This is a genomic window from Rhizobacter sp. P2_G4 (assembly GCF_056403575.1).
Window position 1 is genome coordinate 233,635 of record NZ_JBFUFG010000004.1, and the last position, 23,941, is coordinate 257,575.

The 23,941-nt window shown below is 66.3% G+C and carries 22 protein-coding genes; 14 read left to right on the top strand and 8 right to left on the bottom strand.

Translation table 11 applies throughout. The features are described 5' to 3' along the window. The first annotated feature begins 9 nt into the window (after nucleotides 1-9). From AC1DYS_RS17085 to AC1DYS_RS17100, 4 genes are all read left to right on the top strand, one after another. Nucleotides 10-1,707: an ATP-dependent DNA ligase gene (locus AC1DYS_RS17085; RefSeq protein WP_477901222.1), complete on the top strand. Its 1,698-nt coding sequence runs from the start codon at nucleotides 10-12 to the stop codon at nucleotides 1,705-1,707. Beyond that, nucleotides 1,704-3,095, top strand: coding sequence for a glutathione-disulfide reductase (gene gorA / locus AC1DYS_RS17090; RefSeq protein ID WP_477901224.1), 1,392 nt, complete (start codon nucleotides 1,704-1,706; stop codon nucleotides 3,093-3,095). Before AC1DYS_RS17085 ends, gorA begins: the two co-directional genes overlap by 4 nt. Before the next feature lie 51 nt (nucleotides 3,096-3,146). Then, the gene (locus AC1DYS_RS17095; protein WP_477901226.1) at nucleotides 3,147-4,355 is read left to right on the top strand and encodes an MFS transporter; all 1,209 of its coding nucleotides are present in this window, start codon (nucleotides 3,147-3,149) and stop codon (nucleotides 4,353-4,355) included. A gap of 118 nt (nucleotides 4,356-4,473) precedes the next feature. Beyond that, nucleotides 4,474-5,628, top strand: a complete 1,155-nt coding sequence (locus AC1DYS_RS17100; RefSeq protein ID WP_477901227.1) for a GGDEF domain-containing protein — start codon at nucleotides 4,474-4,476, stop codon at nucleotides 5,626-5,628. A gap of 21 nt (nucleotides 5,629-5,649) precedes the next feature. Here the strand turns inward: AC1DYS_RS17100 and AC1DYS_RS17105 are convergent, their stop codons facing one another. The 4 genes from AC1DYS_RS17105 to AC1DYS_RS17120 all read right to left on the bottom strand — a co-directional run bounded on the left by AC1DYS_RS17105 (nucleotide 5,650) and on the right by AC1DYS_RS17120 (nucleotide 10,291). Further along, the gene (locus tag AC1DYS_RS17105; protein ID WP_477901229.1) at nucleotides 5,650-6,015 is read right to left on the bottom strand and encodes a nuclear transport factor 2 family protein; all 366 of its coding nucleotides are present in this window, start codon (nucleotides 6,013-6,015) and stop codon (nucleotides 5,650-5,652) included. A gap of 222 nt (nucleotides 6,016-6,237) precedes the next feature. Further along, nucleotides 6,238-7,728 carry a CehA/McbA family metallohydrolase domain-containing protein gene (locus AC1DYS_RS17110; protein ID WP_477901231.1) on the bottom strand — a complete coding sequence of 497 codons (1,491 nt, stop codon included), beginning with the start codon at nucleotides 7,726-7,728 and terminating at the stop codon, nucleotides 6,238-6,240. A 551-nt stretch (nucleotides 7,729-8,279) separates the two neighbouring features. Beyond that, complete coding sequence (locus AC1DYS_RS17115) at nucleotides 8,280-9,314, bottom strand: DNA glycosylase AlkZ-like family protein (protein ID WP_477901233.1); 1,035 nt, start codon at nucleotides 9,312-9,314, stop codon at nucleotides 8,280-8,282. Then, complete coding sequence (locus AC1DYS_RS17120; protein ID WP_477901235.1) at nucleotides 9,311-10,291, bottom strand: LysR family transcriptional regulator; 981 nt, start codon at nucleotides 10,289-10,291, stop codon at nucleotides 9,311-9,313. The genes AC1DYS_RS17115 and AC1DYS_RS17120 overlap by 4 nt, the downstream gene beginning before the upstream one ends. 224 nt (nucleotides 10,292-10,515) lie before the next feature. On the opposite strand from AC1DYS_RS17120, the gene AC1DYS_RS17125 reads away from it, so the two are divergent. Further along, entirely contained in the window at nucleotides 10,516-10,914 is a 399-nt protein-coding gene (locus tag AC1DYS_RS17125) for a carboxymuconolactone decarboxylase family protein (RefSeq protein ID WP_477901237.1), read from the top strand. Between the two features lie 129 nt (nucleotides 10,915-11,043). Here AC1DYS_RS17125 and AC1DYS_RS17130 read toward each other — a convergent pair whose 3' ends face one another. From AC1DYS_RS17130 to AC1DYS_RS17140, 3 genes are read right to left on the bottom strand one after another with little or no spacing between them, the layout of a single operon-like run. Beyond that, entirely contained in the window at nucleotides 11,044-12,279 is a 1,236-nt protein-coding gene (locus tag AC1DYS_RS17130; RefSeq protein ID WP_477901239.1) for an SMP-30/gluconolactonase/LRE family protein, read from the bottom strand. 37 nt (nucleotides 12,280-12,316) lie between these two features. Next, a complete protein-coding gene (locus tag AC1DYS_RS17135; RefSeq protein WP_477901241.1) occupies nucleotides 12,317-12,634 on the bottom strand; it encodes a c-type cytochrome in 318 nt (105 codons plus the stop codon). A gap of 11 nt (nucleotides 12,635-12,645) precedes the next feature. Next, entirely contained in the window at nucleotides 12,646-13,914 is a 1,269-nt protein-coding gene (locus tag AC1DYS_RS17140; protein ID WP_477901243.1) for a PQQ-dependent sugar dehydrogenase, read from the bottom strand. A 266-nt stretch (nucleotides 13,915-14,180) separates the two neighbouring features. Between AC1DYS_RS17140 and AC1DYS_RS17145 the strand changes: the two genes are divergently transcribed. Continuing rightward, entirely contained in the window at nucleotides 14,181-15,122 is a 942-nt protein-coding gene (locus AC1DYS_RS17145; protein ID WP_477901245.1) for a S41 family peptidase, read from the top strand. 30 nt (nucleotides 15,123-15,152) lie between these two features. Here AC1DYS_RS17145 and AC1DYS_RS17150 read toward each other — a convergent pair whose 3' ends face one another. Further along, on the bottom strand, nucleotides 15,153-16,121 hold the full coding sequence (locus AC1DYS_RS17150; RefSeq protein WP_477901247.1) for a LysR family transcriptional regulator: 969 nt from the start codon (nucleotides 16,119-16,121) through the stop codon (nucleotides 15,153-15,155). 144 nt (nucleotides 16,122-16,265) lie between these two features. Here AC1DYS_RS17150 and AC1DYS_RS17155 point away from each other — a divergent pair, with 144 nt between their 5' ends. From AC1DYS_RS17155 to AC1DYS_RS17190, 8 genes are all read left to right on the top strand, one after another. After that, a complete protein-coding gene (locus AC1DYS_RS17155; RefSeq protein WP_477901249.1) occupies nucleotides 16,266-17,123 on the top strand; it encodes an oxidoreductase in 858 nt (285 codons plus the stop codon). Between the two features lie 106 nt (nucleotides 17,124-17,229). Beyond that, nucleotides 17,230-17,658 (top strand): hotdog fold thioesterase, encoded by a 429-nt coding sequence (locus tag AC1DYS_RS17160; RefSeq protein ID WP_477901251.1) that lies wholly within the window; start codon nucleotides 17,230-17,232, stop codon nucleotides 17,656-17,658. Next, nucleotides 17,655-18,098, top strand: a complete 444-nt coding sequence (yidD, locus tag AC1DYS_RS17165) for a membrane protein insertion efficiency factor YidD (protein WP_477901253.1) — start codon at nucleotides 17,655-17,657, stop codon at nucleotides 18,096-18,098. The genes AC1DYS_RS17160 and yidD overlap by 4 nt, the downstream gene beginning before the upstream one ends. Before the next feature lie 84 nt (nucleotides 18,099-18,182). Further along, the gene (locus tag AC1DYS_RS17170; RefSeq protein ID WP_477901255.1) at nucleotides 18,183-18,536 is read left to right on the top strand and encodes a DUF2845 domain-containing protein; all 354 of its coding nucleotides are present in this window, start codon (nucleotides 18,183-18,185) and stop codon (nucleotides 18,534-18,536) included. A 38-nt stretch (nucleotides 18,537-18,574) separates the two neighbouring features. After that, nucleotides 18,575-20,746: a prolyl oligopeptidase family serine peptidase gene (locus AC1DYS_RS17175; protein ID WP_477901257.1), complete on the top strand. Its 2,172-nt coding sequence runs from the start codon at nucleotides 18,575-18,577 to the stop codon at nucleotides 20,744-20,746. A gap of 75 nt (nucleotides 20,747-20,821) precedes the next feature. Continuing rightward, nucleotides 20,822-21,703, top strand: coding sequence for an EamA family transporter (locus AC1DYS_RS17180; RefSeq protein WP_477901259.1), 882 nt, complete (start codon nucleotides 20,822-20,824; stop codon nucleotides 21,701-21,703). Then, entirely contained in the window at nucleotides 21,700-22,518 is an 819-nt protein-coding gene (locus AC1DYS_RS17185; protein ID WP_477901261.1) for a DUF429 domain-containing protein, read from the top strand. The genes AC1DYS_RS17180 and AC1DYS_RS17185 overlap by 4 nt, the downstream gene beginning before the upstream one ends. A 798-nt stretch (nucleotides 22,519-23,316) precedes the next feature. Next, the gene (locus AC1DYS_RS17190; RefSeq protein WP_477901263.1) at nucleotides 23,317-23,904 is read left to right on the top strand and encodes a GbsR/MarR family transcriptional regulator; all 588 of its coding nucleotides are present in this window, start codon (nucleotides 23,317-23,319) and stop codon (nucleotides 23,902-23,904) included. Nucleotides 23,905-23,941 lie beyond the last annotated feature (37 nt).

Genomic DNA, 23,941 nt, shown 5'->3' on the forward strand with positions numbered 1-23,941 from the left:
GCGCCGGCCATGAAACGCTTCGCCCAACTCTTCAACGAGCTCGACGCGAGCACCGCGACCAACGCCAAGGTCGATGCGCTGAAGCGCTATTTCGACCAGGTGAGCGATGCGGATGCCGCGTGGGCGGTGTACTTTCTCTCCGGTGGCAAGCCGCGCCAGGTCGTTCCCACCGGCACGCTCAGCGAGCTGGCCCGCCAGCGGGCCGGCATTGCGCCATGGTTGTTCGACGAGTGCTACCAGGCGGTCGGCGACCTGGCGGAGACCATCGCGCACGTGCTGCCCATGGCCACGAACGTCAGCGACGTCGGCCTCGCCACCTGGGTAGAGCAGCGCCTGCTGCCGCTGCGCGATGCCACACCCGAGCAGCAGGCCGAGCGCATCGCCGCCTACTGGGACGAGCTCGACACCACAGGCCGCTTTGTGCTCACCAAGCTCATCGGCGGTGGCTTTCGCGTCGGCGTGAGCAAGCTGCTCGTGCAGCGTGCCCTCGCGGCCCATGCGCGACTGGATGCCAAGCTGGTCGCGCAGCGCATGATGGGCTTCACCGACAAGACCGCGCGGCCCGACGCGGCGCTGTACCGAAACCTGTTGTCGCACGACGCCGTGCCGCAGGCCGATTCCGGCCAGCCGTATCCCTTCTTCCTGGCCCATGCGCTCGAGCTGCCACTGTCGGACTTCGAGCCCAAGCTCGGCCCGCCGAGCGACTGGTTGGTCGAGTGGAAGTACGACGGCATCCGTGCGCAGGTGGTGCGCCGCGCCGGCAACATCTGGATCTGGTCACGGGGCGAAGAACTCGTCACTGATCGCTTCCCCGAGGTCGTGGCACTCGCCGGCCAACTGCCCGATGGCACCGTGCTCGATGGCGAAATCCTTGTCTGGAAGGATGGCAAACCCGCCCCCTTCAACCTGCTGCAGCAACGCATCGGCCGCAAGACCCTCAACAAGAAAGTGCTCGCCGACGCGCCGGTCAGCTTCATGGCCTACGACCTGCTGGAGTGGCAGGGCCAAGACGTGCGCGAGTGGCCGCAACATCAGCGCCGCGAGAAGCTGCTGGAGCTGACGCGCGAGACCACCCTCAGCGTCTCGCCCGTCGAGCAGCGCGCCACCTGGCAAGAGCTGGCCACACTGCGCGAAGAGTCGCGTGCACGTGGTGTCGAGGGTTTCATGCTCAAGCACCATGCGTCGCGCTACGGCAGCGGCCGCACCAAGGCCGATGGCACCTGGTGGAAGTGGAAGATCGCGCCGCTCAGCGTCGACGCGGTGCTCATCTACGCGCAAGCCGGCCACGGCCGCCGCGCCAGCGTCTACACCGACTACACCTTTGCCGTGTGGAACCGCCAGCCGCGCGACGCCGCTGAAGCGCATGAAGTGATCGACGCCATCGAACGCCGCGACCCGGCACAGCCCGACGCGCTGCAACTTGTCGCCTTTGCCAAGGCTTATTCGGGCCTCACCGACGAAGAGTTCCGCGAGGTCGACCGAGTGATCCGCGCCACCACGCTTGAGAAATTCGGCCCGGTGCGCAGCGTCAAGCCCACGCTGATGTTCGAGCTGGGCTTCGAAGGCATCAACAAGAGCCCGCGGCACAAGAGCGGCATCGCGGTTCGATTCCCCCGCATGCTGCGTATCCGAAATGACAAGCCGCTGCACGAAGCCGACACATTGGCGACACTGCAAGCCTTGATGAACGTGGGAGGCGAGACATGACGAGCTATGACTGTGACCTGTTCGTGATCGGCGCCGGCAGCGGCGGCGTGCGCGCAAGCCGCATGGCCGCGCAGCGCGGCGCGCGCGTGGTGGTGGCCGAAGCCGGCCCGCTGGGCGGCACCTGCGTCAACGTCGGCTGCATCCCGAAGAAGCTCTACAGCTACGCCTCGCACTATGGCGAGCTCTTCGAGCAGTCGCACGGCTTCGGCTGGAAGAGCGAGAAACCGGTGTTCGACTGGGCCACGCTGCGGCAGCGGCGGGCCACCGAGATCACGCGGCTCAACGGCGTCTACGAAGGCCTGCTCAGCGGTGCCGGAGTGCAGCTGCTGCGCGGCTGGGCACGGCTGATCGACGAGCACACCGTCGAGGTCGACTGCGAAGGCGGCGAGCAGCGCCTCACCGCAAAGCACATCCTGCTGGCGACCGGCGGCGAGCCCACGCCGGCCACCGGCCCCGGGGCCGAATGGGCACTCGACTCAGATGCGATGTTCGACATTGACCCGTTCCCCAAGCGCCTCGTCGTGGTGGGTGGTGGCTACATCGCCTGCGAGTTCGCCTCCATCTTCCAGGGCCTGGGCTCGCAGGTGACGCAGGTGCACCGGGGCCCGCAGTTGCTGCGCGGGTTCGACGTCGAAGTGGCCAAATTCGTTGCCACCGAGATGCGCAAGAAGGGCCTCACGCTCAGGCTCGACAGCACCATCGCCAGCGTCGACAAGGTCGGCGATGTGCAGCGCGTGACGCTGAGCGACGGCAGCGTGGTCGAGGCCGACGCGGTGCTGCACGCCACCGGCCGCCGCCCGCGTGCCGCCGGCATGGGCCTCGCCGACCTCGGCATCACGCTCAACGCCGACGGCTCGGTGGCCGTCAACGAGCATCTGCAGACGAAGATTCCGTCCATCTATGCCATCGGCGACCTGATCGGCCGCAAGGCGCTCACGCCAGTGGCCCTGGCCGAAGCGATGTACCTCGTCGACCAGCTCTTCGGCCACGCCGAAGGCAAGACGCCGCGCCACCCGATCGACTACGACCTCGTGCCCACGGCAGTCTTCACCCACCCGAACATCGGCACCGTGGGCCTGAGCGAAGAGGCCGCCCGCGCCAAGTACGGCCGCGTGCGTGTGTACCGCGCCGACTTCAAGGCGCTGCAGCACACGCTGAGCGAAAGCACCGAGCGCACGCTGATGAAGCTGCTGGTCGACGACGCGAGCGACCGCGTGGTCGGCATGCACATGGTCGGGCTCGACGCCGGCGAGGTGATCCAGGGCTTTGCGGTCGCGCTGCAGGGCGGGCTCACCAAGGCGGTGTTCGACCGCACGTTGGGCATCCACCCGACCGGGGCAGAAGAGTTCGTCACCATGCGCGACGTGCTGCGCGTCTCGGAGCGCTGAACCCACGCCCGAGGTGCATCAGCAGCACCTCTTCCACCTGATCTCCCCGCCATGGCTTCTGAACCTTTCTCGCTGCGACGCATCGCCGTCTCGGCGTTCGGCCCGTCCTTGCTGTTCGGCCTGGGGGAAGGGGCCATCCTGCCGGTGATCCCGCTCACCGCGCGCGAGCTTGGCGCATCGGTGCCGATGGCAGCACTCATCGTCACGCTGATCGGCGTGGGCTCGCTGGTGAGCAACATCCCGGCCTCGCTGATCACCATGCACCGCGGCGAGCGCTGGGCCATCGTGGCGGCTGCGCTGTGGTGTGCCGTGGCCATGGCGCTGTGCGCGGCAACCAGCCACCTCGGCATCTTCGCGCTGGGCAGTTTCATGATCGGCATGTCGCAGGCGGTGTTCAGCCTGGCACGGCAGAGCTACCTCACCGAAGCGGTGCCGGTGGAGTTCCGCGCGCGGGCCTTGTCCACACTCGGCGGCTCCATGCGCATCGGCCTGTTCATCGGCCCCTTCATCGCGGCCGCGGCCATCCACAGCTACGGAATCATCGGCGCGTATGGCGTCGGCATCGCGGCGCTGATGGTGTCGGCGATCGTCGCGGCACGCATTCCAGATCTCGAGACCCGGCATGCCACTGCGCAGCCCGATGCGGCCAAGCCCGCGCCTGCCACGCCCACGCTGCTGTCCACGCTGCGCGACCACCGCCACGTCTTCGTCACGTTGGGCGTCGGCGTCACGTTGGTCAGCGCCGTGCGGGCCACGAGGCAGGCGCTGATCCCGTTGTGGGCCGACCACCTGGGCCTCGCGCCTTCGGTCGCCTCGCTGATCTACGGCCTGGCGGGTGGTATCGACATGCTGGTGTTCTACCCCGCCGGCAAGGTGATGGACCAGAAGGGCCGCCGACGGGTGGCTGTGCCGTCGATGGTCATCATGGGCGCCGCGTTGCTGCTCACGCCGTTCACACAAGGCGCCACCACCCTGCTGATCGCCGCCATGGCCATCGGCTTCGGCAACGGCATCGGCTCGGGCATGGTGATGACGCTCGGTGCCGACCATTCGCCCGCTCGTGGCCGTGCGCACTTCCTCGGCGTCTGGCGGCTCATGGCAGACCTCGGCTCCTCGTGCGGGCCAGCGCTGCTGTCCTTGTTGGCCGCCACCATGTCGCTCGGTGCCGGCATCGCCGTCACGGGCGTGATCGCCTTTGCAGCCGCCGCGCAGTTGGCGTACTGGATCCCTCGTGCGCACACGCGAGGGCGAGTTCGCTGAAAGGCGTCATGGCGTTGCCGCAGGCGTAGGTAATACTTCCGCCTGGCGAAGAAGGTCTCCGCCAAGCCGCGGAAGGTGTCCAAGCGCATGTGCAGCGATCGAAAATCTCTCCCTCGCCATGCGTGACCAGCCCCTGCTGATCGCCCTGGTGGCGATCCAGTTCTTCGTTCATGCGCTGGGCTGGTCGATGGCAGCGCACCTCACGCAGCGCTGGCGCGCGGCAGAAGGCCTTTTCGCCGCCTTCTGGCTGTTGCTGGCGGCAGGCCTCATGCTCTACGTGCCGCCCTGGGCCTCGGGCAGTGCGCCGCGCAACCTGGGAGACATCTTCATCGTCGGCGCGATCGCCGTGCAGCACTGCGGCATGGCGCTGTACTGGGATCAGCGCCCCCGCGCGCGGAGCTACCTGGCGTTACTGGCCTTCACGGTCTCGATGCTCGCACTCAGCATGGCGCAGGAGAACGGCCACGGCCTGCGCGTGGCCAATGTGTGCGTGGGCGTCGGGGTGATGCTGCTCGCCACGGTGCGCCTGATCTGGCAGCGCGGCCGGCAGGCCATGCCGATCTTTGCGACCGTTCTGGCGGCCAGCTACGCCGTGCTGGCGCTGGCCCTGCTGGCGCGTGCGGTGCAGGCGCTGATCGTCGGCTCCAGCACCAAGATCTCCATCGACGCGCCAGGCCACTCCAACGTGCCGCTCGCCATCCTGGTGATGTTCGTCGGCGGCATGATCAACCTGTCTCACATCCGCCTCGTGCTCGGCCGCGTGCTGCAGCACCTGACAACGCAGGCGCTGACCGATGCACTCACCGGCGCAGTCAACCGCCGCGGGCTGATGCAGCGTCTCGAAGAACTGCACTCACGCGCACGGCAGGGCGAGCCCGGCTACGTGGTGCTGATGGTCGACGTCGACCACTTCAAGGCCGTCAACGACGAGCATGGGCACAGCGAAGGCGACCAGGTGCTGCAACGCGTGGCCCAGAACCTGCGCGATGGGCTGCGTGTCGGCGACGTGGTCGCACGCTGGGGCGGGGAAGAGTTCTGCGTGCTGCTGCCGCGCATCCGCCTGGCCGATGCCCACGTGCTGGCCGAGCGGGCCTTGCTGCAAGTGGCCGCCTCCGGCAAGCCGCGGGTCACCGTCAGCATCGGTGTCGCCGAAGCCCATCTCGGCAGCGAGGGCGTCGACGCGGTCATCCGCCGTGCCGACGCGGCGCTGTACCGCGCCAAGAAGGCAGGGCGCAACCGCGTCGTCGCGGCCGGCGACATCGCGCCGGCCTGAGCACACACGCGAGGCCGCCGATCAGGCGCCCGCCGGCACCTGATCCAGAAAGCCGATCACCCGGCGAATGCGGCCGGCCTGCAGCGAGACCACGTCGCTGCCCTTGATCGGCGGCTCGGCACCCGCCGGCCCGAGCGACCAAGAGAAACGCACATGCTCGCCATGGCCATTGGGCGTGCCGAGCAGCGAGAAGCGAAAGCCCGGGAAGCGCTCGTGCACCGCACCGATGAGCGCGCCGATTTGCGCCGGCCCTTCACCGCACATCATCGGGTCGACGTAGCTGGCGTCGGCCGTCCAGTGCTCGCGCAGCAGCGCGGCACGCCGCGCGGCGTCGGTCTCGTTCCAGGCTTGCAGGTAGGTGGTGGCGATGGTGTTGGCGTCTGACATGGTGAGAGTCCTTGGTGTTGAGCCGTCGTATCGCGGCATGTGTGACCTTAGGACTCGCGGTGCGGGCGGTCGATGACGTGGGAGGTCATCGTCACGCGGAGCAATCAGATCGGCGACCTCGGCGAGACGCTCGACAGCTTGATGCGGACGGTTCCCGACCGCCAAGCGGTCGGGAACCGTCACATCATCAGCAGTCGACTTGGTCGGATGGGTGTGTGCTCGTCAGCGAACCGATACGAAGACCGGGTTCGAATAGAACCAGAGGCTGGCGTAGTTGCGGTCGTTGATGGCATTGACGCGGGCCGTGTTGTCGGCCAGGTTCGTCTGCTGATCGGCCAGCGGTTCGCCGTTGGCACTGAGCGCGGAGGTATCGGGTGCCAGGTTGGTCCCACGCAAGCGCAGGTATTGGTTCTTCGTCACTTCGAGCTGGGTGCTGACGCTGAAGTAGCCATCTGCATCGACCTTCCAGTCGGCCGCCGTGAAGCGCTGCAACACCCGCGTCGACGCATTGGTCGCAACGTCGTAGGCAGGTGTCCCCGGTGCCGCCTTGCCGGTGACGTCACCGACGATGAGGTCGACGTGATCGACCACGGGCTTCATGTTGCCGAGCGTTCCGCTGTCGACCGGGCGTTGGTAGTTGTTCAGTGCGGGGCTCTTGAAGCGGATCGTGACGGTGACTTTTTCTCCTTGGGCGGCTTTGATCTCCTGACCCATGAATCCTGTACCCGATGAACCGGCAACGCGGAAATCCAGTGCGTTGATCAGGTCGCCGAACGCACCGAACATGCGCCCGTCGCGCAGGCTCTTCAGCAACCCGGACACACCGCTCGCCCCATCTGCCATCCAGACGTGGTTCTTCGAATACTCCCCAGGGTAGTAACCACTGCTGTTGCTGGCGGAATCGATCTCGAAGTGCGAGTCTGAATCGGCGATGTTCCAGATACGCCGCCCCTCGCCGAGCAGCGCGTCCCACGTGCCGCCAAGCTTCGCCACGATGGCGTCCACCCCGCCGTAGGTTCGGTTCGGAAGGTTTGCGTCGATGTAGGCCGACGTGTAGCCCCCGCGATTGGGCTCCATCTGGTTGCCCACCATGCCCTCGATCATGTAGACGATGTCCGGGGCCAGGTCATTCATCTGGCGCAGATCGCTGATGGTGTACTTGGCTGGGTTGCGAGACGGGTGGTTGATGCTGGCGAAGCTGGTCGTCGGATAGTTGGACTTCAACCACGAGATGGCCTGCAGCGCATCGGCCGCGGTGGTGTTGAAGCGCTGCGGATACGTCGTCTTCCATCGCGCCACGTCGGCCGCCTCGAACAGCGACTCGGGCGCCGTGGTGAACGCGTATTGAAACTCCTTGGCCCCGTTCGTTGCGGCCACCATCGGCGAGCCCCCTTCGAACAGTCCGATGCCCAGGTGGTCATGGGTCGGCATGTCCCACTCGAACGCCGAGAAGATCAGTTTGTCGGCATACGTGCCTGCCGCTTGCAATGCTTTCACGCGGGGAATCTCATAGGACTCCATTCCATACGCGAACGCGACGGGTGCGGCCAGAAGCGCGCCGTTGTTGTCGTACTTCGACGACCGGAGGTGATTGGTCACCGCCATCCAGTCGAGCTTGTAGATGGCGAAGGCCTTGTTCAGCACCAGATCGAGCGTCTGCGTGGTTCGGGAATCGTCCGACTGCACCGTGTGAACGTGGAGGTCACCAGTCACCCATTTTCCTGGTGGGTCGCCTGCGGTAGTGGAATCGCTTTGACCGCCACAAGCGGCGAGCAAGGTCAACGTGACCAACGCCACGGCGATTGGCGAGAACCTAAAACGGGATCGCACAGAGATATCCTTCAAGTTGTGAACGTCGTGGCCTTCTTCTTCCACAGCGCACCGTGTTTCAGGTGATGCGGAATGGCCGCTTCGCAGGTGCCTACCTGCTCAAGCGAGTGATGATTGCCTGGAGGTGTGACACCGCCATGAAAGGCCCTCGGGTGCTATTGCGGGTGAGCCATCAGCGATCGCTGTGAACGCTATTCGCGGGTGCTCGACCCCAGCTCGCTTGTTCAGTCCCGCAATCTGCGGTTCTTCTTCAGTCATGCGCCGTTCGCGAGGACGCTGGCCCAAGCCATCTGAGGCTATCAAGTTCAAGGCTTGCAGGTAAGTCACGCGATGGTGTTGGCGTCGGACATGGTGAGCGTCCTTGGCGTTGAGCCGTCGTATCGCGGCATGTGGTCGATGACGTGGGAGGTCATCGTCGGCTTCCCACAGTGCGTTCAGGTGACCCAGTGGACGCGGTTCGAATTTGGGTTGCCGGGCAGCGGTAGCGACAGTGCTTCGGCCGTGACCGCATCGCGATCTGCGGATGACATCCGCCCCCACGGCTGGAGCGTGACGTCTCGGCCCGCGCGGCGCCATGTACCGACCAGTTCGCCGTTGAGCATGATGGCGCCGGGCCACACGCGCGAAGTCCACAGTGCGGCTCGACGGTCGGCCTCGGGAATCAGCAGCTCGCGATCGGCGCCCTGGAGGAGGAAGTACGCGTCCCCGCTCGGCAGAAGCCGCACGCCTTCAACGGGTCCTGGGATCGCCCGAAACCCGGCCTCCTGCTCGGCGAGGATCCAGGCGTCGCCGACCGGCGTTCTGACGGGGATCAGGGTTGGCGCGAGTGCCTTGTGCGCCGCACCTGCGGCGACCTTCGCGATCCCGGTCCATGCGGCGAAGCCCTCAGCGGTGGAGGGACCAAAGACCTGAAGGTGCCGGCGTGCAAGCTCGAGTTGGGCCTCAGCCGGGTCAATCGACGGCCGCAGGACGGTGCGGACAGTGGGCCGGTTGGCGCCGTCCCAGCGAATCAGGACCGTGCCGGTCGCTGCCGCATAGCGCAGCGAGTTGGGAACGACGCCCATTCCTCGTCCGGCCTCGCAATAGGGCATCTCCTCCCCGTCGAGCCATTGGTGCAGGCGTTCGGCGAGATCCTCGGCCCTGCGCCGCTGCGAACCACCAGCCGGAAGTCTGCCGAGCGAGAAGACAGCTTGATCTTCAGCGGCGACCGTGTACGCGCTGAACCGAGGACCCCAGAGCTGAACAAGGGACGGATCCGCCCAGGCTTCCGGCGTCGTGCCCGCGACTCGAGCATGCAGCGACATCACCGCTGCTCGCGGCATGCTGTCCTGGAGGCCAGCCAACGCTGCACGTCGTACCGATGCCGCGCCAAGTGGCAGCCGCCTGACGAGCCCATTGGCTTCTCGTCGGTGGCTCAGGATCTGCTGCCGCGTTAGCTCGAGAGGCCGCCGTGTATGCATGCCTTTCATTTTCCACCGCGGCCGCGACCGGCATCCAGCGCTGTCGTCCGCGGACGAGGACCTTGCCACGCCGGCGGAGACAGCTCGGCTGCCGCGCCACCCCGGATCGCGGCGTACAGGCCCGCGACCAAGAACTCCCGCACAACCTCCTTGCTTCGAGGTGTAGCCAATCCAATGCCGACGGCAAGCTCGTCACCCTCGACCAGGGCTCGATAGGAAACACCTGCCCGTCGCAGTCCTGCAAACGATTTGGGCAGCAAGGCAATGCCACGCCCACCTGCCACATCCGCAAGCAATACGTGATGGTCAGTCGGCTCCTTGACCTTCCGCGGCGCAAAGCCGTGGTGGGCGAAAACACGCTGGCAGTGGTCGTAGAACGCAGGCTGACGCGCACGCTCGAACCAGAAGATGACCTCCGCGGCGAGGTCGGCGAGTTGAACTGTTCGGCGCCGGGCCAGGCGGTGGGACGATGGCATCGCCACCATCATCGGCACCCGGTCAAGCTCCATCACGTCAAGACCCGCGGCCTCTGTCGGCAGCGCGATGAAAGCTGCCGTCAATCGGCCGGCACGCAGTTGGCGCACGAGTCTGGGGGATGTGTCGACGACCACCGACACGGCCGTGTCGGGATGACGCGCCTGGAGCCGTTCCGCGAGCCCGCTGAACCACGCCGGTTCGACGGCGCTCGTGAGACCAAGCCTCAAACTGTGCGGCATGCCCTCATGGGCCAGACTGGCCTCGGCCTCGCGAAGCAATCTTCCAACACTTCGCGCATAGGGCAGCAGCTTGCGGCCGGCGTCGGTGAGGCTCACACCTTGAGTACCGCGGTCGAACAAGCGGGCGCCCAGCCGCTCCTCGAGTTCACGAATCGCACGGCTCAACGGTGGTTGGGATAGGTGCAGCGTCTCGGCCGCTTGCCGAAAGCTCAACGTGTCCGCCACGGCCAAGAAGAGTTCAAGAGAGCGGGAATCCAGGCGTGGTGACATACCAAAAAGGTATCACGAACTTGGTCATTTCAGATGCCGCGACCCGCTCCTACAGTGGCTTGCATCGAAACTCAGGAACTGCTCATGGCCATCAGACATGTACTCACTCAAGACCTTCTGAGTCCTATCCCTATCGCCGCGGCTCGGTCGACAAACGGTTCGAAGCTCGCGGTCGGAAAGTGGCGCGACGCTAGTGCGCGTCCATATCGCCATGGAGCCGCACGATGAGCGCCGACCGCTACGAACGAGGTGCCGCCATGCTGGCTGCCGTCGACGGCCCGACGGGCCTCGCGGTTGTAGAGGGGCTGGCGAAATCCTTTCCCGATTTCGCGCGCTACATCGTTGAGTTCCCGTTCGGTGACATCTATGCGCGCAAGGGGCTGGGCCTGCGCGAACGCGAACTCGCCACGGTCGCGGCACTGTGTGCCCTCGGTCACGCTCAGCCGCAACTTCGGGTGCACGTACACGCCGCCCTTCATGTCGGTTGCTCGCCAATTGAAGTCGTCGAGGTGGTGATGCAGATGGCTGTCTACGCAGGGTTCCCAGCTGCACTCAACGGCTTGGCGGTTGTGCGAGAAGTGTTCGCAGAGTCGGGTATTCCGCTTCCCGTCGGTTCCGACTAGCGCTGCCTGCTCGGATGCTCCGCACCATGCCGCTGCAAGGTCGGCTGTGCATTGGAGGACCGCCATCTGTCCAAGACCGCGAGTTCCAGGGCCGGCCTCGACCGGCAGGAGTCACTGCATCACTGACCTTCACGCCGGCGCCGCCCCCTGCGTTGCGGTGTAGACCGCATACAGCGACTGGCTCGCCGCCATGAAGAGCCGGTTGCGCTTGGGGCCGCCGAAGCAGATGTTGCCGCAGACCTCGGGGAGTCGGATGCGGCCGATCAGCTTGGCTTGCGGTGTCCAGACCGTCACGCCGCTGTAGCCGACGCGGCGGCCGGCATTGCTGGAGCACCAGAGGTTGCCGTCGACGTCGGCGCGCACACCGTCGGGGCCGCAGTTCACGCCGTCGATCATGAAATCGCTGAAGCGCTTGCCGTTGCTGAGCTTGTTGTCCGAGCCCACGTCGAACACGTACATGTCGCCCTTGCCGCCCGCGATGGTGTCGCCGGGGCCCTGGCCGGTGCTGACGATGTAGAGCTTCTTGAAGTCGGGCGAGAAGCAGAGGCCGTTGGGGTCGGGCACCAGGTCTTCGCCGGCCACTTGCGTCATGGTTCCGCTCTTGTCGAGCCGGTAGACCGCAGTGGGCAGTTCGCGTTTGTACGAGCCCAGCTCCGGTGGCTGGCCGAGCCTTGGGTTGAGCTTGCCGGCCTTGTTGGCCGGGCCGCCGGCGGCATCCACCGTGCCTTCGTAGAGCTGCGCGCCATACGGTGGGTCGGTGAACCAATAGCTGCCGTCGGGGTGGGAGACGACGTCGTTGGGTGAGTTGAGTCGCTTGCCGTTGAACATCGAGGCCAGCACGGTGACGGAGCCGTCGAGCTCGTAGCGCACCACGCGCCGCGTGACGTGCTCGCACGAGAGCTGCCTGCCCTGGTAGTCGAAGGTGTTGCCGTTGCTGTTGTTCGAAGGGCTGCGGAACACGCTGACGTGGCCGTCGTCTTCGCTCCAGCGCAGTTGCCGGTTGTTGGGGATGTCGCTCCAGACGAGGAACTTGCCGACCGAGCTCCAGGCCGGCCCCTCGGACCAGAGCGCGCCCGTCCACAGACGCTGGATCGATGCATTCGGCTGGCGCAGGCCGTCGAACATCGGGTCGATGGTCAGCACGTCCGGGTCGCTGAAATAAGTGGTCGGTGCACCGCCGGGGCCGAAATCTCGCGGTGGCTGCGTGATGGTGCTCGGCGGGCCGAGCGGCGCGCCTGCAGCGCTTTGTGCCTGTGCCCAGCGCGGAATGATCATGGCGCTGCCGACGGCAGCTCCCAGGCCGCGCAACAAGGTGCGGCGGGAGGCGGAGTCACTGGAATGCGGATAGCGTGTGGTACTCATCATGTTTGTCTCCAGTCGAGTTGTTGTTTCGAAACCGCCGTCATGGCGGGGTCACCTGCACCTTCAGCGACGAGAACCATGCGGCCAGGTTGTCGATGTCTGCATCGCTCAGCGGCTTGGCCATCAGGCTCATCACCTCGTGCTTGCGCGTGCCGCCTCGGTAGGCCTTGAGCTGCGCGCTGATGTATTCCGCGGGCTGCCCAGCCAGGTTGGGCGCGTCGGGTGTGGCCGACAGGCCCAACGGCCCGTGGCAGGCTGCGCACACACCCGCCTTCTGGCGGCCGACCTTGGCGTCTTGCGCCAGGGCCGGGCCCGCCACGCACGCGATGGCAAGCAGCCAGGTGGCGTGGGTGCGCATGCGGGTGCGCATCAGTTGCCGCTGTAGGTGATGCGGTAGATTGCGCCGGCGTAATCGTCGGACACGAAGAGCGAGCCGTCTTTCGCCACCGCCACGTCGACCGGGCGGCCGCGGTAGGTGCCGGTCTCGTCGTCGAGCCAGCCTTCGGCGAAGACCTCGTTCTTGTCGGCGGTGCCATCCGGCTTCAGCGAGGTGAACAGCACCCGCGCGCCGACGGGCTTGGTGCGGTTCCACGAGCCGTGCTGCGCCGAGAAGAAGCCGTTCTGGTACTTCGCAGGGAACTGCTTGCCGGTGTAGAAGGCCATGCCCAGGTCGGCCGCGTGGGCCACCGTCATCACCTGCGGGTCGACGGCCCCGGCAGGGATCGCGTCCTTGTCGTAGCCGAACTCGGTGACGCGTGTCTTGCTCACGATGTAGGGGTAGCCGAAGAACTGGCCGGGCTTGGTGGCGCGGTTGATCTCGCCCATCGGGATGTCGTCGCCCATGCCGTCGGTCTGGTTGTCGGTGAACCAGAGCGTCTTGTCCTTGGGGTTGAAGTCCATGCCGACCGAGTTGCGCACGCCGGTGGCATAGACCTCGCGGCCGGTGCCGTCCTGGTTCATGCGCACGATGCCGCCGATGCCCACCTTGTTGTACAACGCGAGCTTGTCTCGCGGCTGCACGTTGAAGGGCTGGCCGAGCGTGATGTACAGCTTGTTGTCGGGCCCGATGCGGCAGATGCGGCCGCTGTGGTTGAACGACTCTTCTTCCGGCGGGATGAGCTGGCCCAGCGGCACCACTTCGCCTACCGCCACATCGGCCCCTTCGTAGAAGAACTCAGCCGCGGGGAATGTGTAGACGCGGTTGCTCTCGACGACGATCAGGAAGCCGTCTTTCGTCCAGCACACCGCATTCGGGTTGCGGAATTTGAGCGAGGGCGCGAACTCCTTCACCTCGGTGGCGGTGTCGCCGCTGTTGCGGTTGGTGACGGCCCACACGTTGGTCTTGCGCGTGCCGACGAACATCATGTTGGTCGACGGCGCCACGGCAATCGAGCGCGCATCGGGCACCACGGCATAGAGGTCGATCTTGAAGCCGGTGGGTAGCTTGATGCGTTTCAGGTTCTCGCGCAGCTGGTCGGCGTTCTTGCCGGTCTGCGGCACGGTGGGGATGTTCGGGTCGGTGCCCGACACCTTCATCTGTTTGAGCTTGTCGATGTTCGCCTGCTGCGCCAGCGTGGGCAGGCTCATGATCGCGGCGACGGCCATGAGCGCGGTCGCCTGAAGCTTTCCGTTCGGCATGCTTGTCTCCTGGTGTTGTGTTGTCTGTCGGTGGCTCCGGGATGGCCAGCGCGGGGAACTGTGCTCCTGTTACTTCGGCACCACGAGGCGGCCCGTCAATCGCCATGGCACCCGGCGGGTTTTGGCAAGTTCATTGCCGCTCATAACATTGCGGCTGCCCTGCCTGGAGGCCGTCAATGCGTTGGAGTCTTTATGCCTTTTGTCTCTCAACCGCGATCACGCTGATGGCGGCACCGTCGAGCTCCGCGGCTCAAAGTGAGCGGGGCATGGTGGACGCCGTCACGGCGCGTGCGCTGGTCGACGAGCTGACCGAGCTTGTCGAGTCCCAGTCGCTCGGGCCCCGCGACCCGGCGGAGTACGCGCTAGCCAAGCGCCGCCTCCATGAACAGTTGAAGCCAGAAGGCGCACGGGTCGACCGCAAAGGCCTGTACGCGACGGCACGGGCGCTCCTCGCCACACTGGACACCGACGGACACTCTTTGCTGCTGTCTCGCCAGCAGATGCAGTCATGGGGCTCATCGACCCAGCCGGCCGCGGCCAGTCGTGCTGCTGTGGCGAGCGTGCGGGAGACCAACGCGGGCGCCGTGTTGGTGGTTCGTCCGCCCCAAGCCACATTCACCGATTCGAAGCGCACACTGGAGTACGCGGCGCTGCTTCGGCAGCACATTGTGGGCGAGATGACAAGCAAACTGCCCTGTGCCTTGGTCGTCGACCTGACCGATCAGCGTGGTGGCAACGCCTGGCCGGTGCTGGCGGCTTTCAGCGGGTTGTTCACAGACAAGAACATCGCTAAGACCGTCGATCGGAGCGGCGTGCGCAAGCCCGTGGTCGATGTCGGTTATCTCGACAAGATCAGCCCGCAAGCCGAGAGCCCGCTGCAGGCATTCGCGGGCCAGCCGTTTGCCGTCGTCATGGGCCCACGCACGGCGAGTTCCGGCGAGATGCTTGCCGTGGCGCTGCGTGGCGAACCGGCGGTTCGCTGGTTTGGTCGCTCCTCGTTCGGTGCAACCACGATCAACAGGAGTCCGATGCTGGCCGACGGCGCGATCCTCTTGCTTACGTATGCGCGGTATGCCGTGGGCGACGCCGACCCGATACGCGGCAAGCTCGTTCCAGACGTGCTGGCGGACAACGACACGCCCGAAGCGGCGCTCTCATTGGCCGCCACCTGGGCCTCGGCGCAGGCGCCGGCGTGCCACGTCCATTGAGCGTTGAACCGCTCGGGCGCGCCGGAACCGTCAGGACCGTAGGCTTCGACGCCGCTTGCTCGGCGGGGGCGCCAGCTCGTGCTGCGGCAAGAACAGTTCCGTGTTGCCCGCCACCCGTTCCACCGCCAGGTCGACGAAGGCCCGGACACGCGCCGGCAACGCCACGCGGCTGCCGTAGTACACGTACAGACCCAGGTGGTCGGTCACGTGCTGCGTGAGCAGCGGCACCAGGCGGCCGCTGCGGATGAGCGGTGCCGCTGTCATGCCGATGAGCTGGCCGATGGCCTGCCCCGCGACCACGGCGCGCGCCTCGAACTCAGTGTCGTTGGCGCACACCGCCGCGGCGATGTTGCGAGAGACGACTTCTTCGCCGACCTTGAACTCCCACGGCATCACCTTGTTGGTGGACGCGTGCCGAAAGCCGCTGCAGCGATGGTGGGCCAGGTCGTCGATGCTCGTGGGCACGCCGAAGCGGGCGATGTAGGCGGGCGACGCACACACCACCAGCTGCAGCGTCAGCAGGCGGCGCGCGATCACGCCGCCGGTGGGCTGCGGGCCGGCACGAAAGCCGACGTCCACGCGGTCTTCGACCCAGTTGCCGAGGCGATCGTCGAGCTGCACGTCGGGTTCGACGTCGGGGTGCAGGTGGCAGAACTCTTCGATCACCGGCCACAGCGCTTCCATCATGATCGAGCGCGGCGCCACGATGCGCAGCGGCCCGGCGATCTCTTCGCGCCCGCGCCGCGCGCCGTGCAAGGCGCGCTGCAGCGTCGCCAGACCCGGCTGGGCCGCCTCGATGAACCGGCTGCCTTCTTCGGTGAGGCTCAGGCGGCGCGTCGTTCGATGGAAGAGGCGCACGCCCAGGTGAGCCTCGAGTTGCGACAGCGCCTGGCTTGCCGCCTGCGGCGTGATCGCCTGTGCCGCGGCCGCCTGCCGCAGACTGCCCAACTCAGCCGCCTTGACGAAGGTGGAGATGGCGCGCAGTTCGTTGAAAGCCATGCAGATGCTCCTGAAGCAAGGCGGCAATTATCACGATTCACTTGCCAATGAAGCCAGCGATCGATGGCTAGTCCGAGATCAATCGCCAACCTATATTGCCCTCACCGACAACCCGCCCATCACCTCTCTTCAAAGGAAAACACCATGTCATCGACTACCGACTTCAAGCGCATCTGGATGATCACCGGCGCCTCGCGCGGCATCGGCCTGCGGCTCGTGGAGGCCGCGCTCGCGAATGGCGACGCCGTCGTGGCCACCGCGCGAGACACGGCCTCACTCAAGCAACGCTTCGGCGACAACGCCGCCTTGCTGGCCGTGCCGCTGGATGTGACCGACGAGGCCGCGGCGGCGCACGCCACCGAGATCGCGCTGGCGCGTTTCGGCCGCATCGACGTGCTGGTCAACAACGCCGGCTTCGGCCTGCTCGGCGCGGTGGAAGAGGCCAGCGCCGACGAAGTGCGCCGCCTGTACGACACCAACGTGTTCGGCCTGCTCAACGTGACGCGTGCGGTGCTGCCCTCCATGCGCAAGCGGCGCAGCGGCCATGTGCTCAACATCTCGTCGCTGGGCGGCTACCAGTCTGGCCCGGGCTTTGGCGTGTACTGCTCGACCAAGTTCGCGGTCGAGGGGCTCAGCGAGGCGATGGCCGCCGAGCTGGCGCCCCTCGGCATTCACGTGACGATCGTCGAGCCGGGTTACTTCCGCACCGACTTTCTCGACGGCAGCTCGCTCACGGTGTCACCGCGCATCCTCGACGATTACGCGGCCAGCGCCGGCCAGGTGCGCGCCGCGGCCACGCGCATCAATCACAACCAGCCCGGCGACCCGCAGCGCCTTGCTCAGGCCTTGATCGCGCTGGCCGAGATGCCCGAGCCGCCGCTGCGCCTGCCGCTCGGCACCGATGCCGTGCAGGCCATTCGCGACAAGCATGCTTTCGTGGCGCAAGAGACGGCGCGGTGGGAGCCGCTGAGCGCGTCGACCGATTTCCCGAAGGGGCAGTGAACGCCGTTCCTCTGTCACGCGAGTGGCAGGGGGACTGCCCATGGGCACCGGCGGCACCGGCGCGGCTCTGCCAAACTCCAGCCACCGCAATGACCTGCTCAGACCCATGACAGCCATCTGGAAGCAACCCGTATCGGTGGAGATCCTCACCGCAATCCACGTCAACACCACGGTGCAGCTGCTGGGCATCGAGTTCCTCGAGGTCGGTGACGATTTCATCCGTGCGCGCTGCCCGGTGGACGCGCGCACCAAGCAGCCCGCCGGCATCTTGCACGGCGGCATCTCGGTCGTGCTGGCCGAGACGCTGGGCTCCTGCGGTGCCGCCTTCGCAGCGCCCGAAGGGCACCGCGCGGTCGGGCTGGACATCAACGCCAACCACCTGCGCAGCGTGAGCGAGGGCTGGGTCACCGGCATCGCGAAGCCCTTTCACGTGGGGCGCACCACGCACGTGTGGCAGATCGAGTTGAGCAACGAGAAGGGGCAGCTCACCTGCGTGTCCCGCATCACGATGGCGATCCTGATCCCCAGCGCGTGAGGCTCCTCGCCTTGCTGGCGATCTCGGCGTATCAGCGCTTCGTCTCGCCGTACAAGGGCTTCGGTTGCGCCTATCGGGTGCACACCGGCTGCCAGAGTTGCTCGGTGCTGGGCTACCGGGCCATACGCCGCTTTGGCGTGATCGACGGCGTGGCGTTGCTGCGCCAGCGCTTCTTGCGCTGCGGCGTGGCCCACGAGCGCCACCATGTGTTCGTTGCCAGCCTGCACCGGCAGCGCGGCCTTTGCGACCTGAGTTGCGACGTACCTTCGTGCGACTTGCCCTGCGACGTCCACATGCCCCACAGCGTGTCGGACGCGATCAGCTGCTGTGATTGCGGCAGCTGCGACTGCGGCTCGCGGCGCAGTTCGCGCAACAAGAAGGGCGACGATCGGGCGGTCTACATCCCGCCGCAGAGGCGGCCCGCGCGGGAGCCTCGCTGAGGTGGAGTCGGCGAGAACTTCGCGCGAGTCGTAGCATCGGCCCTGCACGGCAGTTGTGCCCGTGATCATCCGGAAGGTTTAGACATGCAATCCGCTTTCATTCCCCGCCTCTTCGCCGTCTTGTGTGCGGTGTTCGGCATGGCATCGGCCTCGGCCGAAACCACCTCGTTCCGCTGCAAGAACGACCTGGTGAACCTCGGTGATTCAAAGGCCTCGGTGTTGCAGAAGTGCGGCGAGCCGGTGGTGAAAGACAGCTTCTGCAAACCGGTCGAGCCGGCAGTCACTGCCAGTTCGCCCAACGCCACGGTCGTGAACGTCAATGCCTGCCAGAACGTGGACGACTGGACCTACAACCCCGGCCGCGGCCAGTTCATGACCTCGCTGCAATTCGAAGCCGGCAAGCTCTCGGCCATCAAGTACGGCGATCGGGTGAAGTAGCCGGGCCGGCCAGGCATCAGAAGAACAACGGAGCCGACATGACCCAGCAGAAGAACCGCCGCAAATTCCTCGCCCGCTCCGGTGCGCTCGCCATGCTGGCGGGGTCGAAGAACCTGTTGGCTGCGAAGGCACAGCCTCGCGTGCCTTCGCCTCCGGTGGCGCGGGTCGAGGTGGTGCGCGACACCTACTTCGGCGAGACGTTGAGCGACCCCTATCGCTGGATGGAAAGTGGCAAGGACCCGGAGTGGCTGCCCTTCCTCAAGGGGCAGAACGAGTACACCCGCGCGGTGCTCGATGCCTCGCCGCTTCGCAAGGGTCTGCTTCAACGCATACGGCAGCTGTCGGCCGACGTGGCCTTGACGGCCTGGGTGCAACGTGCCGGCGGGCTCACGTTTTTTCAGCAGCGCCCGGTGGGTGCGAACGACTTCCAGCTCCTCGTTCGACAAGATGGAAGCGACCGCGTGCTGATCGACCCAACGACCATGAGCGGGGCGGGCGGTGGGCACATCTCGCTCGACTGGTGGTCTGCTTCGCCCGATGGGCGCTACGTCGTGTACGGCCTGTCGAAAGACGGCAGCGAAGATTCGACGCTGCACGTCATGGCGGTCTCCGATGGCCGTGACCTGGCCGAGCAGATCGCCGACACCGAGGGTGCCAACCCGCAGTGGCTGGACGATGGCTCCGGTTTCTTCTATACGCAGCTCACAGGCGTGATCAACACCCCCGAGCGCTACCTCAACAGTCAAGCGCGTTTCCACAAGCTCGGCACCGACCCGGCGTCTGACCCGATCCTGATGAAGCGCGGCCTGGTGGCCGGTGTGGACTACGAGCGCATCCAGACGCCGTCGATCACCGTCTTCCCTGGGGCGCGGCACGTGGTGCTCGCATTGACCGACGTGCGCCGCGAATCGCGCTTGTTCATCGCTCCGGTGGCCGACGCGGTGGCAGGCCGCGCGAAGTGGATTCCGGTAGCCGGATTCGAAGACGAGGTGACCGATGTCGAACTCGACGGCGAGCAGCTCTACCTGCTCGTCAACAAAGGCACGCCGCGCGGCCGGGTGGTCAGGACGTCGGCCTTCGCACCCGACCTGAAGACCGCGACCGAGGTGGTGCCGCAGGGGCCGCTCGTGATCGAGCACATCACGCGAGCGCAAGACGGCCTCTACCTGCGGATGATGGACGGCGGCATCAGTGCCTTGCGCCGGCTCGGCCGCGATGACCGGCTGACGCACATCGCCCTGCCGTTCGACGGAACGATCCGCGCGGTGTATGCGACGCCGTTGGAAAGCGGCGTGCTGATCGGCCTGTCGGGCTGGCTCGATGCGGCGGGGGTGTGGTCGGTCTCTGCGGACGGCGCCGTGGCCGACACCGGCCTCACGCCCAGGCCGCCCGTGGATGTCAGCGCCTACGAAGCGAAGCGCTTCTTCGCAACGGCGAAAGACGGTACCCAGATCCCCTACAGCCTCATCTACAAGAAGGGGCTCAAGCTCGACGGCCGCGCGCCCACCTGGATCTCGGCATACGGCTCCTATGGTGCGGCGGCCTACACGCCGTCGTTTGCCGGGCGGACGCTGGCGCTTATCGATGCAGGCGCCATCGTCGGCTATGCCAACGTGCGCGGGGGCGGCGAATACGGGCGCGAATGGCACAAGGCCGGGCAGCTGGCTAACAAGCCGAACACATGGCATGACCTGATCGCGGTCTGCGAAGACCTGTGCAAGAAGAAGTTCACGTCGCCGCAGCACCTGGCGATCGGTGGCCGGTCTGCAGGCGGCATCGCAGTCGGCCGCGCCATGACCGAGCGGCCGGATCTGTTTGCCGCCGTGGTTGATGGCGTCGGCTGGTCCAACCCGCTGCGCTATGTGGCCGAACAGAATGGCTTCGCCGAAGAGCCCGAGTGGGGTGCCATCTCCGAACCGGCGGGCTACCGCGCGCTCAAGAGCATCGACAGCTACCACGCGGTGAAGGACGGCACGCGCTACCCCGCCGTGCTGCTCACCACCGGCGTCACCGACCCGCGCGTGGCACCGTTCCACGTCGGCAAGATGGCTGCGCGTTTGCAGGCGGCCACGCGCTCCGGCAAGCCGATCTTGCTGCGCGTCGACTTCGACGCCGGCCATGGGGTCGGCTCCACGCGTACCCAGCAAGACGAAGAGGCTGCGGACACGTACGCCTTTCTGCTGCAGCAGACGCGGGACAAGAGCCGATAACACCGTCATCGGGTGTGAGTGTGCCGAGGCGCCTGCCTCGGCGGCGCTGCTGGCCCGGGCACAATCGAGGGCTTCATGTCCTTGTCCGCCCTGAGCCTCGTTCTGGTTGCCGCCTTGCTGCACGCGTTCTGGAACGTGGTCGCCAAGAAGGCCGGCGGCGACAGCCGCTTGGTGCTGCTGATCGCGATGATGATCGTCGTCGTGTGGGCGCCGGTCGGCATCTGGGTCGGGTGGGACGCCGTGCCGCGCTGGGGCTGGGCGGAGTGGGGTCTCATCGTCGCCAGCGGCATCACGCACCTGGCCTACTTCAACGTGCTGCTGCGCGGCTACGCCGCCAGCGACCTCACCGTGGTCTACCCGGTGGCGCGTGGCACCGGCCCGCTGGTGGCCTCGTTCGGCGCGCTGCTGCTGCTGGGCGAGTCGATGACGTGGCTGGGTGTGATGGGCGTGCTGGCCATTACCGGCGGCGTCTTCCTCATTGCTGGCGGCCCGAGCCTGTGGGCCAAGGCACACGACCCCGCGCAGCGCCAGCGGGTGAGGGCGGGTCTTGCATATGGCGCGGTCACCGGCCTGCTGATTTCGGGCTACACGCTGATCGACGGCTACTCGGTGAAGGTGTGGTTGATCTCGCCGGTGCTGATCGACTACTTCGGCAACTTCGCGCGCATTCCCTTCATGCTGCCGGCGGCGCTGCGAGACTGGCCGCGCTTCATGGAGGCGTGCCGCGCGCAGTGGAAGCACGCGCTGCTGATCGCCGCGGTAAGCCCGCTCGCCTACGTGCTGGTGCTCTATGCCGTGAAGCTCGCGCCGCTCTCGCACGTGGCGCCGGCGCGTGAGGTCTCCATGCTGTTTGCTGCCTTGCTCGGCGGCAAGCTGCTGGGTGAAGGCGAGCGCGGCCTGCGCATCGCCGGTGCCGCCTGCATCGCGCTCGGCGTGGTCGGCCTGGCGTGGGGATGAGCCCGATGCTTCTGCTTGCCGGCATCGACTTCACCAGCCGCCCCACGCGGCGCAAGCCCATCACCGTGGCGCTCGGTGCGCTGGAGCGCGGCGTGCTGCGCCTGGCGCGTGTGGAGTCGCACGAGAACTTCGACGGGTTGGCGGCATGGCTGCGCACGCCGGGGCCGTGGCTTGCGGCGTGTGACTTCCCCTTCGGCTTGCCGCGCGAGCTGGTCGAGACGCTGGGCTGGGCGCGCGAGTGGTTGCCGTTGATGCGGCACTACACCTCGCTGACGCGCGAAGAGATTCGCGACACCTTCGCGGCATTCTGCGACGCGCGGTCGGTGGGCTCCAAGTTTGCGCACCGCGTGTGCGATGGCCCGGCGGGCTCGTCGCCATCGATGAAGTGGGTCAACCCGCCGGTGGCTTACATGATGCATGCGGGCGTGCCCTTGCTGCTCGATGCGGGCGTGCACTTGCCGGGCTTGCATGCGGGCGACGAGCAACGCGTGGCGATCGAAGGCTACCCGGGCTTGCTGGCGCGTGAGTTGATCGGCAACCGCTCGTACAAGAGCGACGACAAGGCCAAGCAGACGGCCGAGCGATTGATTGCGCGCAAGGATCTGATCGAAGGCCTGGAGCAGGGGCGCACGCGCTTGGGGTTGCGGCTGCGGGTGTCGCATGCGCAGCGGGATGCGCTCGTGGCGGATGCTTCGGGTGATTCGTTGGATGCGGTGTTGTGTCTTTTGCAGGCGGGGTGGGCGAGTGGGCAGGTGGGGTGGGGGATGCCGGTGGGGGTGGATGGGGTGGAGGGGTGGATTGCCTCGGCGGGGTGACGCCGACCACGATCCGCTCGGGCTGAGGTATTGAAGCCTCGCTTTGTCGTTGATCTTGTTCACTGCGTGAGGCCGAGTCGGGATGTCGTCCCGACAGCCGACCTACTTTTCTTTGCTTCGCCAAAGAAAAGTAGGCAAAAGAAAGGCGACCCGACGGTGGCGGTCCGGCTACGCCGGACTGCTCTGCGGTGCTCGGTGTTTGGGGCCTCGCGCCCAACTCGCTTTGTTCGCTGCGCTCACGCCGCTCAAACAAACGTCGCGAAGTCAGTTGTGGATGCGCGCTGTCGCGCGCGGCCCCAAACCCCTGCGCTCCTCGACGCCACCCACGGGGACCCGAACACCAGATTCGCCTCGCTTCGCATCGGCCTGATGACGCGTCGCTKCGCTCGCGCCGATGCGAAGCGAGGCGTGTGGGAAGTTGCGAAGCAACGACCGCATTGCTCTTGGGCCCCGTGGGTGGCGTCGAGGAGCGCAGGGGTTTGGGGCCGCGTGCGCAGCACGCTTCGTGATCTGACTTCGCGCCGTTTGTCTGAGCGCAGCGGCCGCAGGCCGCGAAGCGAGTTTGGCGCGGACCCCAAATCCAGAGCACCGCAGAGCAGTCGGCCAAAGGCCGACCGCTACCGTCGGGTCGCCTTTCTTTTGGTTCCTTTTCTTTGGCGAAGCAAAGAAAAGGGACTGCCCTGTCGGGGGCACATCCCGACGCGGCCTCACGCAGTGAACAAGATCAACGACAAAGCGTAGCAACGAATCACATATTTCTGTATTGACAGAAACAAACGACAACCATAAAGTGACCCCATGGACCTCTCCCCAACCCTCTCCCGCTTCGTCCTCCACTGGGGCGAAATGGGCACCCGCTGGGGTGTGAACCGCACCGTCGCGCAGATCCATGCGCTGCTGTACATCACCGGCCGCCCGATGCACGCCGAAGAGATCACCGAAACCCTCGGCGTGGCGCGCTCCAACGTGAGCAACAGCATCCGCGAGCTGCAGAGCTGGAAGCTGGTGAAACTGGTGCACATTGCCGGTGACCGGCGTGACCATTTCGAAACCTCGACCCATGTGTGGGAGCTGTTCCGCACCATCGTGCGCGAGCGGCAGCGGCGCGAAATCGCGCCCACCATCGAGGTGCTGAGCGAGCTGCTGGCTGACCCGGCCGTCAGCCGCGACCCTGCCGAAGCCAAGCTGCGCATGCGCGAAACACTGGAGTTTCTGCAGACGCTCACCGCCTGGAGCGACGAGATGCTACGGCTCGACACCGACACCTTGTCCAAGGTGCTCAAGCTGGGCGCCAAGGTGAAGAAGCTGCTGGGCCGAGACACGGGTGAGGCGCAGCCCAAGGCTGCCGACAGCGAGATCACGCCGGCCCATCTGTTGGGCCCATGAACCGGCCCTTTTTTTGACTGATTATTTCTGTTTTGAC

What these genes read in the sequence shown, in the direction of transcription:
- AC1DYS_RS17085 (WP_477901222.1), top strand. Translation starts at nt 10, where the DNA reads ATGAAACGCTTCGCCCAACTCTTCAACGAGCTCGACGCGAGCACCGCG.
- gorA (WP_477901224.1), top strand. Translation starts at nt 1,704, where the DNA reads ATGACGAGCTATGACTGTGACCTGTTCGTGATCGGCGCCGGCAGCGGC.
- AC1DYS_RS17095 (WP_477901226.1), top strand. Translation starts at nt 3,147, where the DNA reads ATGGCTTCTGAACCTTTCTCGCTGCGACGCATCGCCGTCTCGGCGTTC.
- AC1DYS_RS17100 (WP_477901227.1), top strand. Translation starts at nt 4,474, where the DNA reads ATGCGTGACCAGCCCCTGCTGATCGCCCTGGTGGCGATCCAGTTCTTC.
- AC1DYS_RS17105 (WP_477901229.1), bottom strand. Translation starts at nt 6,015, where the DNA reads ATGTCAGACGCCAACACCATCGCCACCACCTACCTGCAAGCCTGGAAC.
- AC1DYS_RS17115 (WP_477901233.1), bottom strand. Translation starts at nt 9,314, where the DNA reads ATGAAAGGCATGCATACACGGCGGCCTCTCGAGCTAACGCGGCAGCAG.
- AC1DYS_RS17120 (WP_477901235.1), bottom strand. Translation starts at nt 10,291, where the DNA reads ATGTCACCACGCCTGGATTCCCGCTCTCTTGAACTCTTCTTGGCCGTG.
- AC1DYS_RS17125 (WP_477901237.1), top strand. Translation starts at nt 10,516, where the DNA reads ATGAGCGCCGACCGCTACGAACGAGGTGCCGCCATGCTGGCTGCCGTC.
- AC1DYS_RS17130 (WP_477901239.1), bottom strand. Translation starts at nt 12,279, where the DNA reads ATGATGAGTACCACACGCTATCCGCATTCCAGTGACTCCGCCTCCCGC.
- AC1DYS_RS17135 (WP_477901241.1), bottom strand. Translation starts at nt 12,634, where the DNA reads ATGCGCACCCACGCCACCTGGCTGCTTGCCATCGCGTGCGTGGCGGGC.
- AC1DYS_RS17140 (WP_477901243.1), bottom strand. Translation starts at nt 13,914, where the DNA reads ATGCCGAACGGAAAGCTTCAGGCGACCGCGCTCATGGCCGTCGCCGCG.
- AC1DYS_RS17145 (WP_477901245.1), top strand. Translation starts at nt 14,181, where the DNA reads ATGGTGGACGCCGTCACGGCGCGTGCGCTGGTCGACGAGCTGACCGAG.
- AC1DYS_RS17150 (WP_477901247.1), bottom strand. Translation starts at nt 16,121, where the DNA reads ATGGCTTTCAACGAACTGCGCGCCATCTCCACCTTCGTCAAGGCGGCT.
- AC1DYS_RS17155 (WP_477901249.1), top strand. Translation starts at nt 16,266, where the DNA reads ATGTCATCGACTACCGACTTCAAGCGCATCTGGATGATCACCGGCGCC.
- AC1DYS_RS17160 (WP_477901251.1), top strand. Translation starts at nt 17,230, where the DNA reads ATGACAGCCATCTGGAAGCAACCCGTATCGGTGGAGATCCTCACCGCA.
- AC1DYS_RS17170 (WP_477901255.1), top strand. Translation starts at nt 18,183, where the DNA reads ATGCAATCCGCTTTCATTCCCCGCCTCTTCGCCGTCTTGTGTGCGGTG.
- AC1DYS_RS17175 (WP_477901257.1), top strand. Translation starts at nt 18,575, where the DNA reads ATGACCCAGCAGAAGAACCGCCGCAAATTCCTCGCCCGCTCCGGTGCG.
- AC1DYS_RS17180 (WP_477901259.1), top strand. Translation starts at nt 20,822, where the DNA reads ATGTCCTTGTCCGCCCTGAGCCTCGTTCTGGTTGCCGCCTTGCTGCAC.
- AC1DYS_RS17185 (WP_477901261.1), top strand. Translation starts at nt 21,700, where the DNA reads ATGAGCCCGATGCTTCTGCTTGCCGGCATCGACTTCACCAGCCGCCCC.
- AC1DYS_RS17190 (WP_477901263.1), top strand. Translation starts at nt 23,317, where the DNA reads ATGGACCTCTCCCCAACCCTCTCCCGCTTCGTCCTCCACTGGGGCGAA.